Annotated in this window: 8 protein-coding genes, 1 pseudogene and 1 riboswitch; of the genes and pseudogenes, 4 read left to right on the top strand and 5 right to left on the bottom strand. The window is 64.7% G+C overall.

From position 1 onward, the window contains the following. Positions 1-461: 461 nt before the first annotated feature. Complete coding sequence (locus tag VM621_RS15405) at positions 462-1,280, bottom strand: DUF6402 family protein (protein ID WP_325469844.1); 819 nt, start codon at positions 1,278-1,280, stop codon at positions 462-464. Between the two features lie 300 nt (positions 1,281-1,580). On the opposite strand from VM621_RS15405, the pseudogene VM621_RS19640 reads away from it, so the two are divergent. Then, positions 1,581-2,083, top strand: a pseudogene (locus VM621_RS19640) (Hcp family type VI secretion system effector). Positions 2,084-2,328: 245 nt separating this feature from the next. Here VM621_RS19640 and VM621_RS15400 read toward each other — a convergent pair. The 3 genes from VM621_RS15400 to metX are packed head-to-tail and all read right to left on the bottom strand — an operon-like array spanning position 2,329 to position 5,627. Continuing rightward, positions 2,329-3,396 (bottom strand): homoserine dehydrogenase, encoded by a 1,068-nt coding sequence (locus tag VM621_RS15400; RefSeq protein WP_325469843.1) that lies wholly within the window; start codon positions 3,394-3,396, stop codon positions 2,329-2,331. Beyond that, positions 3,393-4,586 carry a cystathionine gamma-synthase gene (gene metB, locus VM621_RS15395; RefSeq protein ID WP_325469842.1) on the bottom strand — a complete coding sequence of 398 codons (1,194 nt, stop codon included), beginning with the start codon at positions 4,584-4,586 and terminating at the stop codon, positions 3,393-3,395. Before metB ends, VM621_RS15400 begins: the two co-directional genes overlap by 4 nt. A gap of 3 nt (positions 4,587-4,589) precedes the next feature. Continuing rightward, positions 4,590-5,627 (bottom strand): homoserine O-succinyltransferase MetX, encoded by a 1,038-nt coding sequence (metX, locus tag VM621_RS15390; RefSeq protein ID WP_325469841.1) that lies wholly within the window; start codon positions 5,625-5,627, stop codon positions 4,590-4,592. Positions 5,628-5,719: 92 nt separating this feature from the next. Continuing rightward, positions 5,720-5,833, bottom strand: a riboswitch (SAM riboswitch). 219 nt (positions 5,834-6,052) lie between these two features. Between metX and VM621_RS15385 the strand changes: the two genes are divergently transcribed. Beyond that, positions 6,053-7,069, top strand: coding sequence for a cysteine synthase A (locus tag VM621_RS15385; RefSeq protein ID WP_325469840.1), 1,017 nt, complete (start codon positions 6,053-6,055; stop codon positions 7,067-7,069). A 325-nt stretch (positions 7,070-7,394) separates the two neighbouring features. After that, entirely contained in the window at positions 7,395-8,996 is a 1,602-nt protein-coding gene (locus tag VM621_RS15380) for a peptide chain release factor 3 (RefSeq protein ID WP_325469839.1), read from the top strand. Between the two features lie 14 nt (positions 8,997-9,010). On the opposite strand, the gene VM621_RS15375 is transcribed toward VM621_RS15380, so the two are convergent. Next, positions 9,011-10,672, bottom strand: coding sequence for an FAD-dependent oxidoreductase (locus VM621_RS15375; protein ID WP_325469838.1), 1,662 nt, complete (start codon positions 10,670-10,672; stop codon positions 9,011-9,013). Between the two features lie 133 nt (positions 10,673-10,805). Here VM621_RS15375 and VM621_RS15370 point away from each other — a divergent pair, with 133 nt between their 5' ends. Then, the gene (locus tag VM621_RS15370) at positions 10,806-11,711 is read left to right on the top strand and encodes a type II CAAX endopeptidase family protein (protein ID WP_325469837.1); all 906 of its coding nucleotides are present in this window, start codon (positions 10,806-10,808) and stop codon (positions 11,709-11,711) included. The last annotated feature ends 20 nt before the right edge of the window (positions 11,712-11,731 follow it).

The raw sequence follows: 11,731 nt of genomic DNA, 5'->3' as shown, positions 1-11,731 counted from the left end.
GTTCTCTTCTCGCCTCCGCACGTGATATGCCTCTAGCTTCGCTAGCGTCGCTTCGTCAGCGCACCTCATGGAATCGACGATTGGAAACTGGTTCGCGACAACGACACGCCGGCCAGGTTTCGCGGTATCGCCCCAATCAACGAAGGACGCTGGGCCAACCGGGTCGAAAACCACCGTTTCACCAAGCAAATCGCCAGTCCTGACTTCGTAGGCTCGTTTGAAAACGGCGGCGTTCCACACCCTGCCCAGTCCGTAATGTGTTCCTTCGGGACGAGGAATCCGGTGGAAAACCGACGGCAGCACCCAAAATGGCTCGTAGGTATCAATGCGAATGCACCCGTCGGGACTCAACTCCGACGATTCGTACTTCGCATACGCGCGCTCCCACCAGTTCGAAACTTCAAAGAAGGCCACGACACCGACTACCACTACGACCCCGACGAGAGCGGCCTTCACGCCCATCAGCCGAGATCCAGCGTCAGGTCCGCGCGCTCCCAGTGCACATCGGAGTAGATGACGAAGTCGCCACCGAAGCCGGCCGTGCATCGGTAGGCATTGAAGTCGTGGTTGAACACGTTGCCGATTGGCTCGCCACCCCAACGGAATGCCATCCCGTCGAGCGCCGTGTTCATCAGCATCTGCGCCTTGCTCAGCACACCGTCTCTCGTCCACGTGCCCAGGAACTGAAAATCGTTGAAGTCATAGGTGTCGCGATTGTAGAAACCCGCATGAGTGACCTTTAGGGCAGGTCGTTGGGTGCGCTCGTCGCGCACCGCCTCACCAATGACCGCTACCTTCAATGTGGCCATCCCGAGACTTCCGTAAAGATCGTCCATCGTATCGAGCTTTGCCCCGAACGTTTCGTAGTTCGATTGGCAGGTCTTGTCGAGCAAGACCGCCGGGTCTTGCAGGCTACCGAAGGCAATCCGGTTCTGCGTCCCCCATGACATGTCAGCGAGACGCGAGCGCAGGATGCCCCGAGCCGGAGTATTAGCCATCTTCGCCCTCAGCTCTCGCATCGCAATACGTACACGCGGATGCGACATCGCCCAGCTCATGCGCACGATCCGTTGATCCACGTGCAGCGAGGACAAGCTCACAGGATCGGGCGGATTGTTCGACTTCCACTCAGGCGGCAACACCCAAGGCGGCGATTGCAGCCACCGCTCCATCAACTCGGCAGAGACGGTCCATCCCATCTGACGCATCGCGCCGGGAATGGCTTCGATCTTCTGTTTGACGGCCGTACCGTTCTCGCACAACGACGGATTCCCATTCATGGTGATGCTCCTTGTTTGAAGGTGAACGCACTCGCCGTTTCCGTGCGGCTGGTCGAGCGAACTCCGGCGCGGATGGTAGTCGCACCGTTTCGTGCGCGAAAGCTAGTGAATTTCCCCTCGTTCATAGACGATTGGACTGCGTCCACGCAAGCGCGATTCGTAGAGTGAACGGCTGCACTACGACGAACATTGCCATCCGTTTTTCTCAAACATTCGAATGAGAAATCATTTAGAAAGTTCACTCGGACTCTGACACCGTCGTCCACGACGCATTGCCTCAAAGATCAAGAAAGGAATTCGATGAAAAGCATATATCTGAAACTGTCCGGACCCGATCTGACCGGCGAATCCACCGACAAAGATCACAGCGGGTGGATCGAGCTAAATTCATTGCGTCACCAAATGCACCAGCCGGCATCCTCATCCGCCTCCACTGCGGGCGGCCACACGACGGGACGCGCCGAGCACGGCGACATATCTGTGCGCAAAGAGGTCGACTCATCCAGCCCAATGCTCTACCAGCCCTGTCCGGTGGCACGACTTTTCAGTCAGCACAGATCGATTTTTTTCGCGACGCCGGCGATGGCAAACGGGTCAAGTATCTTGAGATTCAACTCAAGAGCGTTCTGATATCACAGGTCACGCTGGGCGTCGGTGACGGTCCAATGCCTATCGAGACGATGTCGTTGAGGTATGCCACCGTTCAGTGGAAGTACCACAAGCAAAAAATCGATGGCGGACTGGGTGGTATCACGCAGGGCGCGTGGAGCCTGACTAAGAACGATAAGACGTTCACTGTGTGATGCAGTGGCGCGGACGCCCCAAGATCAACGTCCGCGAAGCTTTTCTGCATGAATACAAAAAAGGGGCGCTCGAAAGCGCCCTGGAGACATCCTAGCGGGTGGACCAGCCACCGGTCAGATGTTGGAATCGAAATTACTCTCGCAAGCGATTCCTTGCAAGGTCGTCGCAAGCTTTTGGCACGCAATCTGACATAAACGCACGGTCTCGGCGTACGCGCTTTCCAACACTGGACAAGGGTGTGCTACTACAGAGCGAGCACATCTCCCAGCAGCGCTTGCGCGGTAATCTCAGGACCAGCGCCTGGGCCTTGAATCACCAGCGGCGTCGCGTGATACCTCGTTGTGGTCAGCGCAAACTGGTTATCCGTACCCGATAGACGCGATGCCGGATGCTCGGGGCCTACTTCGAACAAGCCGACGCGAGCACGGCCTCGCTGGTTCAGGCGTGCGAGATAACGCAGCACCTTACCATTCGCCTTGGCTGCGGCCTGGCGCTGACGTAACGGCTTGTCTAGCTCGTCAAGGCGGTCGAGAAATGTTTTCGTATCCAGCGTACGAAGCGCGTCAGGCACGAGACTTTCGATCTCCACTTCCTCGCTACCCAACGAGAAGCCTGCGTTGCGCGCGATTATCAGCAGCTTACGCGCCACGTCTTCGCCCGAAAGATCGGAGCGCGGGTCCGGCTCGGTGAAACCTAGGCGACGGGCGTCTCGCAGCAACGCGGAGAAGGGGCGACTGCCGTCGTACTGGTTGAATAGCCAGGATAGCGAGCCGGAGAACACGCCCTCCAACGTAAGCAGGCTGTCGCCGCATTGGCGCAGGCGACGCAGGGTGGACAATACCGGCAGCCCCGCACCGACCGTGGCGGCGTCGCCGTAGACGCTCCCACGGGCCGAAGCGGCCTGCAGCGCGCGCCAACCGGAAAGCTGTCCACCGGCGAGGGCCTTGTTGGCGGTGACCACGTGATAGCCGGCGGCCAGCCATTCGGCATGGCGACTCGCCTCGATCGCGCAGGCGGTGGCGTCGATCACCACCTTGCGCGTCGCCCCGGTCTCGTCCAACGCCGCCAGGAGCGGCGCGTTCTCGCGACCGTCCCTGCCCTTGCCCAGACGCTCGACAACCTCTGCGGGAACGACGCCGCCCGCGAAAGCGTGCTGGCGACGCGAATTAGCGACGCCGACGAGGCGCACCGATCGCGCCGCCGGCGTCGCCAGTAGCGTCAGTAGCGCCTGGCCGACGACACCCGTGCCGAGGAGCACGACGGCCGTACGCGGAGAATCCTCGACGAGGGGGGCGACGACCACCGCGCTCATGCGCCGACCTTGCGTTTCGACGTGACCGACGCGACGGCCGAAGCGCGGGCGAGCGCCGCATCGAGGTCGGCCAGCAAGTCGTCGCCATCTTCGATACCGACCGAGAGACGCAGCAGGCTATCCGAGATGCCGGCGACCAGACGGGCCTCCGGTGCCATGGATGCATGCGTCATCGTTGCCGGATGGGCGACCAGGCTTTCGACGCCGCCCAGCGATTCCGCCAGCGAGAAGTAGCGCAAGCCATCGACGAAGGCCTCGATCGCATCGTTGCCACCGGCGATCTCGAAGCTCAGCATGGCACCGAAGCCCTTCTGCTGGCGCTGCGCCAGCGCGTGCCCGGCGTGGGAAGCGAGACCGGGATAGTACACGCGGGATACCGCATCGTGATTGTCGAGACGCTCGGCGATACGGTGCGCATTCTCTTCATGCGCGCGCAGGCGGACGGCGAGCGTACGCACGCCGCGAAGGGTGAGGAAGCTGTCGAACGGCGAACCGGTCAGACCATTGCAGTTGCCCCACCACTTCAGCTGTTCGGCAACCGCCTGGTCGCCCGCGATGACGGCGCCGCCGACCACGTCGCTATGACCGTTGATGTACTTGGTCGTCGAGTGCACGACGATGTCGGCACCGAGCTTCAGCGGCTGCTGCAAGGCCGGGGACAGGAAGGTGTTGTCGACGACAACCAGCGCTCCCACCGCGTGCGCGGCCTGTGCGACGTGGCGAACGTCGGTGATACGCAGCAGCGGATTGGACGGGGTTTCGATCCAGACCAGCGCCGGTCGTTCGGCAAGGCCCTCGGCGAGTGCGGTCGGGTCGGTGAAGTCGACGAAACGGACGGTGAAACGACCCTTCTTCTGCCAGGCATCGAGCAGGCGCCACGTACCGCCGTAGCAGTCGTGGGCGGCGAGCACCAGCGCACCGGCGGGCACGAGTTCGAGCGCGAGGGCGACCGCGGACATACCGCTGCCGGTGACGACCGCGCCCGCACCCTCTTCCAGTTCCGTGAGCGCCTCACCGAGCAGGTCGCGCGTGGGATTGCCGCTGCGCGAATAGTCGTAAGCGCGCTTGCGACCAAAGCCCTCGAAGGCGTAGTTGGTGGAAAGATGCAACGGTGGCACGACGGCGCCATGCTGCGTATCGGATTCGATGCCGGCGCGCACGGCGCGGGTACAAAGACGGGAATCGGTCATGACTTAGTGGTCTCCGCGACAGTCGTTGAGTGCGTGACGCAGCACGGGAGCGAGCTGCACGGTTTCTTTGAGGAAAGCGTCGTGGCCATAGGGCGACTCCACGACTTCGAGGGTGGCGGTACCGGCGAGGCGACGCTGCAATTCGCAGAGGTCGGCCAGCGGCACAAGGCGATCGGAAGGGAAGCCGACCAGGGTCGTCGGCGCGCAGACACGCTCCGGCGACACGTCGTGCAGGTCGATCGACTCGGACAGCGCAAGGAAGCGTTCGGCTTCGAAGCGCTCGACGAAACGACGGCCGGCGTGTTCGAGGTAATCCTCCACCGGGAAACGGAAACGGCCCTCTCGCAGTTCCGGACCCGCGGCAAAACGACGGGAGAACTCTTCGCTGCCGCGATACGTGGTCATGGCCAGTTGACGTGCAAGGGCGAGGGCTTCGTCCGTGCGGCCCGAGTCCACGCCGAGCCGGACGATGCCGCGCTGGATCGAACGTTGGGCCGTGGACAGCGGATGCGGACGGTGCGCGCCGGCGATGAGGATCAGCGACTTCAGTTTGTCCGGGTGATTCGCCGCGAAAGCCAGACCGGTCATCGCGCCGTAAGACGAACCGACGAAGGCGTGCACGCGACCGATACCCAGTTCGTCGACGAGCGCGGCCAACGCGGCCGCCTGGTCTTCGCTCGATACCGACTCGGCTTCGCCGAGGTCGGCTGGTACCAGCCAGTCGATCGACAGCACGCGGCAATGGTCGAGATCGATCGCCGCCCCGCTGCCGACCAGTTCCTGCCACCAACCCGAGGAACGCTCGCGGCCGGTGCATACGTCGCGGTCGGCGGAGATGCCGCCCTGGACGATGACGGTCGGCGCGTGCGGCGCACCGCACCACAGGTAATGGACATCCACGTCGACGGCACCGCTGCCGTACTTCGGCGTGAACGACACCCGGCGCGTGCCGCGCTGCTCGGTGAGATCGGCTGCACTACGCGACGCCGTGGAAACGACCGTTTCGGGGAGGGAGATCACAGTGAGGGGCTCTGCTGACATATCCGGGTTCCTGCATTCGGGATCGAGCCCCGCGGGGAACCGGCAGTCGGAGTGCCCTGAAGCGGATGCGCGAACGCATGCCCGCAAAGGACATCCCATCTATCGGCTGACGTGAAGACACGCCCCGCAGGAGTTGGCACCGTCGCGGAAATCCGCAGGTTGCCCCGGCTTCAAAGGGCCTGTCCCTCAGCCGGTCTCGATGAGTGAAACCGACGATACGCCCGGATCCCATGGGTGTCAACAGCCGTTTAGACGTCCAGATGTCCAGATGTCTCTTTGTTTCGCGAGAACCCATAACCCTTGCGCGAAGCCATAGCCCGTGTGGGAGCCGCTTCAGCGGCGAAACAGACATGACTACGAAGCCTGACCGAATCGCCGCTGAAGCGGCTCCCACAGAGGCCATACGAAGGCGTTAGCATTGCTCCATGACCACCCATGCCAGCTTCGCCGCCGCCGTCGGCAACACCCCCCTCCTGCGCCTTCGGGACGCCTCGGATGCCACCGGCTGCGAGATCCTCGCCAAGGCCGAATTCCTGAACCCGGGAGGCTCGGTGAAGGACCGCACGGCACTCGGCCTGCTCGACGACGCCGAGCGGCAGGGCCTGCTCCGGCCCGGTGCCACCCTGGTCGAAGGCACGGCGGGCAATACCGGCATCGGGCTGGCCCTGTTGGGCGCCAGCCGTGGCTACCGCACCCTGGTGGTCATGCCGGATACGCAGAGCCGGGAAAAGATCGACGCGCTGCACGTCGCCGGCGCCCGTGTCCACCTGGTCCCGGTCGTGCCGTTCACGGATCCCGGCCACTACGCGCGGACCGCCCGCCGCCTGGCCGATGAGATGAACGCCGCGAACCCCGGCAGCGCCTGGTTCGCCAACCAGTTCGACAACACCGCCAACCGGGACTGGCACGAGGCCCATACCGGGCGCGAGATCTGGGAGCAGACCGGGGGCAGGATCGATGGCTTCGTCTGCGCCGCGGGCACGGGCGGCACGCTGGCCGGCGTCGGGCGGGCCCTGAAGAGCCGCCACCCCGGCGTCCGTATCGCACTGGCCGACCCGGCGGGCTCCATTTTCGCCCGCTACGTCCAGGCCGGCGAACTCGTCGGTGAAGGCAGCTCGATCAGCGAAGGCATCGGCAACAGCCGGATCACCGCCAACTTCGAGGGTGCACCGATCGACATCGCCTGGTCCATCCCGGACGATGAATCGGTCCCACTGTTACACGACCTTCTCCACCGCGAGGGCTATTGCGTGGGCGGTTCCAGCGGTGTGAACGTAGCCGGCGCCCTCCGGCTCGCCCGGGAGCTGGGGCCCGGCCATACGATCGTCACGGTGCTATGCGACGGGGGCATGCGCTACCAGGCGAAGCTGTTCAACCCGGTGTTCCTGCGCAGCAAGGGCATTCCGGTGCCGAGCTGGCTGGACGAGGCATTCCGCAGCTGATTGGAGCACCTGTGTGGGAGCCGAGTGAAGCACCTGTGTGGGAGCCGAGCGGGCACCTGTGTGGGAGCCGAATGGAGCACCTGTGTGGGAGCCGATTCATCGGCGATCCCGCGGCAGCGGGCCAAACCGGGGCAAGCCCCCCCGTCGCCGCTGAAGCGGCTCCCACAACGACTGGGGCAAGTGCACATCGCCGCTGGAGCGGCTCCCACACGGGGCTGGGGCGAGTACACGTCGCCGCTGGGGCGGCTCCCGCGGGGTAGACGGCTCTTGCCGTTCAATTCGCTGATAGAATAAGCGGTTAGCCTATCGATCCCGGCCTGAAGACATGTCCTCACACCTCACCGAAACCCGCCGTCGGCGCAGCTTCGCCATTGTCAGCCACCCCGATGCGGGCAAGACCACGCTGACCGAAAAGCTGCTGCTGTTCGGCGGCGCGATCCAGATGGCCGGCTCGGTGAAGAGCCGCAAGGCCGCGCGCCACGCGACCTCGGACTGGATGGCGCTGGAAAAGGAACGCGGTATCTCGGTGACCTCGTCGGTCATGCAGTTCCCGTACGACGATGCCATCGTGAACCTGCTCGACACCCCGGGTCATGCGGACTTCTCCGAAGATACCTACCGCGTGCTCACGGCCGTCGACTCGGCGCTGATGGTGATCGACTGCGCCAAGGGCGTCGAGGAACGCACCATCAAGCTGATGGAAGTCTGCCGGTTGCGCGACACGCCGATCATGACCTTCATCAACAAGCTCGACCGCGAAGGCCGCTCGCCGATCGAACTGCTCGACGAGGTCGAGTCGGTGCTGGGCATCGCCTGCGCCCCGCTCACCTGGCCGATCGGCATGGGCTCGCGCCTGAAGGGCGTGTACCACGTGCTGCTCGACGAAGTGCACGTGTTCGAACCGGGCAAGAACTTCACCCGGCAGGACTCCACGATCTTCAAGGGCCTCGACCATCCGGATCTCGCCGGGCGTATCGGCCAGGCCGCGCTGGACGAACTGCGCGAGGAACTGGAACTGGTGATCGGCGCGTCGAATCCGTTCGACATCGATGCGTATCTCGCCGGCAAGCAGACGCCCGTGTTCTTCGGTTCGGCGGTGAACAACTTCGGCGTGCAGCTGCTGCTCGACTTCTTCGTCGAACACGCGCCGTCGCCACGCCCGCGCGACACGCTCACACGCGAAGTGAAGCCGGAGGAAGAGAAGCTCACCGGCTTCGTCTTCAAGATCCAGGCGAACATGGATCCGGCGCACCGCGACCGCGTCGCCTTCATGCGCGTCTGCTCGGGCACGTATACCGCAGGCATGAAGATGCAGCAGACGCGCACGGGCAAGGAAGTACGCATCGCCAACGCGCTCACCTTCATGGCCTCCGACCGCGAGATCGTCGAGCGCGCCTATCCGGGTGACGTGATCGGCCTGCACAACCATGGCAGCATCACCATCGGCGACACCTTCACCGAAGGCGAGGCGCTCTCGTTCACCGGCATCCCCAACTTCGCGCCGGAACTGTTCCGTCGCGCGCGCTTGCGCGACCCGATGAAGATGAAGGCCCTGCAGAAGGGTCTCGCGCAGCTGTCCGAAGAGGGCGCGACCCAGTTCTTCCGCCCACTGATGTCGAACGACCTGATCCTGGGTGCCGTCGGCGTGCTGCAGTTCGACGTCGTCGCGTATCGCCTGAAGGACGAGTACAACGTGGATTCGGCCTTCGAACAGGTCGGCGTCGCCACCGCGCGCTGGATCCACTGCGACGATCCGAAGAAGCTTGAGGAATTCCGCGAGAAGAACGCCGGCAATCTGGCGATCGACGGCGCGGGCGAACTCGTCTACCTCGCGCCGACGCGCGTGAACCTGCAGCTCGCCCAGGAACGCTGGCCGACCGTACGCTTCGCCGCCACCCGAGAACACGCCGCCTCGGTCGACGTCTGATCGCTTCCCACGAATTACAGGGGGGCGGGGTTGAGGAACCGGTGGATCGCCTGGACCACCACCGAGCCCTCGCCCACGCCGGACGCCACGCGTTTCACCGATCCCGAGCGAACGTCGCCCACCGCGAACACGCCGCGCAAGGTCGTCGCATACGGTGAGGGCGTCGCATAGCCGTCCGCGTCGCGACCGGTGAGCACGAAACCCTTCTTGTCCAGGTCCAGGCAGCCCTGCAACCAGGCGGTATTCGGCTCGGCACCGATCATGACGAACAGGGCGCCGATTTTCTTGCGCACCTGCTTGCCATCGACCTGGCACGCCCAGCCGACCTCGCGCAGATAGGTATCGCCATCGAGGTGATCGATCTGGCAGTGCGTGTGCAACGTGATGCGCGGCGACTGCTGGATGCGCTGCACGAGATAATCGGACATGGTCGCGGCCAGCCCCCCACCACGCACCAGGATGTGTACGTGAGCGACGGTACGGGCGAGAAACATCGCCGCCTGGCCCGCGCTGTTGCCTCCACCGACCACGGCCACTTCCTCGCCGGCGCAAAGCTGCGCCTCCATGGCGGTCGCGGCATAGTGAATGCCCTGGCCTTCGAAGCGTTCGTAGTCGACATGCTCGAGCTTGCGGTAGCGGGCCCCCGTGGCGATGACGATCGCCCGTGCCGACGCCACGCTGCCGTCGTCCAGGCTCAGCCGATAGGGATGGCGACCGCAGTCCACGCTTTCCACGGTGCGCGCGATAGCCATGTGCGCGCCGAACTTCATCGCCTGGACCTGTGCGCGACCGGACAGCGCCTGCCCTGAAATGCCCGTGGGAAAGCCCAGGTAGTTTTCGATCTTCGAGCTGGTGCCCGCCTGTCCGCCCGGCGCCAGCGCCTCGATGACCAGGGTGTCCAGCCCTTCGGAGGCGGCGTACACGGCGGCGGCCAGGCCGGCCGGACCCGCGCCGACCACCACCACGTCATGCACGTGGTCCTTGTCCAGTTCGATGCTGATGCCGAGGTCGTCGGCAAGCTCGCCATTGGTCGGACAGCGCAGCACGCGCCGGTCGGGCATGATCACCACCGGGCATTCGCCGGGGTCGAGCCCGAAGCCGTCGAGCAGGTGCCGGGCGTCCTCGTCGATGTCCGTATCGAGCAGCCGATAGGGATAGCCGTTGCGAATCAGGAAGCTGCGCAGCCGTACGGTGTCCGCGGCGTGCGCCGAGCCCGCGAGGATCACGCCGCCCTGACCGCTCTGGATGAGCCCCACGCGGCGCAGGATGAAGGCGCGCATGATGATCTCGCCGATGTCCGGCTCGCCCGAGACCAGCTTGCGGAAACTGGTCGGGTTCATGCGGACCAGGCGGGTCTCCATGCCGGTACGCCCGTTGACCATGATCTTGCGTTCGCTGAAGAGGTCCACCTCGCCGGTGAACTGGTTGGGTCCGTGCACCACGAAGATGTTCGGCGTGCCGTCCTCGGCGGTGTCGTAGACCTCGATGGAGCCCTCGATCACGAAGAAGTAGTCGACCCGGCGCTCGCCGCGCCGGAATAGCATAGTGCCGGCGGGAACGACCTCCTCGACCCCGTATTTCACCAGCCGCGCGGACATCTCCTCGTTGAGGTGGGGGAAGGTCTGCTCACGGCGGTTCATCGGGCTCGAAGGATCGTTTTCGGACGGTATGGCCATCGTGCAATTCCAGTAGGTATCGGGCGCGACAGCCCGCGGCTGCCACGTTAGCGGACGTGCCGCCGGCCTTCTTGTATCGGAGCACCATCATGCCTGCGTAGACTGCGGCCGCAAGCCCCCGCCCGAGAGATCCATGTCCGCCGCCGAGATCGTCGCTACACCACTGCGCCGCGCCGCCCGCCTGCTGCACTCGCCGCTTGGCAGGCTGTTCGCGTTCTTCGCCTTGCTGAAGACGTTCCAGTGGCTCGAGGGGCAGGCCTGGACCGCTCTCGGCTTCCCCGCGGGATTCGTTCCCTTCCGCGATACCACCCTGCCGATGGAGGCGCTGCGCCTGGCACCGATCGTCCTGGCGTATGGGCTGCTGGTCCGATTTCTGGAGCGGCGCAAGCTGGACGAACTGCCCCCCGCCAAAGCGATCCCTCATATTCTGCTGGGCCTGGCCGGCGGCGCGCTCTGCTTCTCGCTGGTCGTCGCCGCCCTCTGGGCACTGGGCGTCTTCGCCGTCGACGGCATCCATCGCGATGTCGACTGGCTCGGCCCCGTCCTCGTCATGGGCGTGGGCGCGGGGGTCGGTGAGGAGATCATCAGCCGCGGCGTACTCTTCCGTATCGTCGAGGAGGGCCTGGGCACCTGGGCCGCCCTGCTGATATCGGCCGGCGTGTTCGGCGGCCTCCACGCATGGAATCCGCACGCGACGGCGTGGAGCGCCCTGGCCATCGCACTCGAGGCGGGGCTGTTGTTCGGGTTGCTCTACCACGTCACCCGCTCGCTCTGGATCTGCATGGGCGCCCATGCCGCCTGGAACATCGCCCAGGGCCCGGTCTACGGTATCCCCGTCTCCGGCTTCGAACAGCGCGGCCTGCTCGCCTCGCACATGCAGGGGCCGGACTGGCTCACCGGCGGGGCGTTCGGCGCCGAAGCCTCCGTGGTCGCCCTGTGCATCTGTTCGCTCGTCACATCCGTATGTCTTGCCGTGGCGGTCCGCCGCGGCAGCCTGGTTCCGCCTCCCTGGGGGAGACCTGGCACTCAACCCGGCTGAGCAAAGGCCGTTAAAGTGCA

It is taken from the genome of Luteibacter sp. (assembly GCF_035539195.1).
Classification (GTDB): domain Bacteria; phylum Pseudomonadota; class Gammaproteobacteria; order Xanthomonadales; family Rhodanobacteraceae; genus Luteibacter.
This window is presented reverse-complemented; position numbering and strand designations above follow the sequence as displayed.

Bases quoted from the DNA above. Each gene is read 5' to 3' on its own strand.
- VM621_RS15370 (WP_325469837.1), top strand. From the start codon at position 10,806: ATGTCCGCCGCCGAGATCGTCGCTACACCACTGCGCCGCGCCGCCCGC.
- VM621_RS15375 (WP_325469838.1), bottom strand. From the start codon at position 10,672: ATGGCCATACCGTCCGAAAACGATCCTTCGAGCCCGATGAACCGCCGT.
- VM621_RS15400 (WP_325469843.1), bottom strand. From the start codon at position 3,396: ATGAGCGCGGTGGTCGTCGCCCCCCTCGTCGAGGATTCTCCGCGTACG.
- VM621_RS15380 (WP_325469839.1), top strand. From the start codon at position 7,395: ATGTCCTCACACCTCACCGAAACCCGCCGTCGGCGCAGCTTCGCCATT.
- metX (WP_325469841.1), bottom strand. From the start codon at position 5,627: ATGTCAGCAGAGCCCCTCACTGTGATCTCCCTCCCCGAAACGGTCGTT.
- VM621_RS15405 (WP_325469844.1), bottom strand. From the start codon at position 1,280: ATGAATGGGAATCCGTCGTTGTGCGAGAACGGTACGGCCGTCAAACAG.
- VM621_RS15385 (WP_325469840.1), top strand. From the start codon at position 6,053: ATGACCACCCATGCCAGCTTCGCCGCCGCCGTCGGCAACACCCCCCTC.
- metB (WP_325469842.1), bottom strand. From the start codon at position 4,586: ATGACCGATTCCCGTCTTTGTACCCGCGCCGTGCGCGCCGGCATCGAA.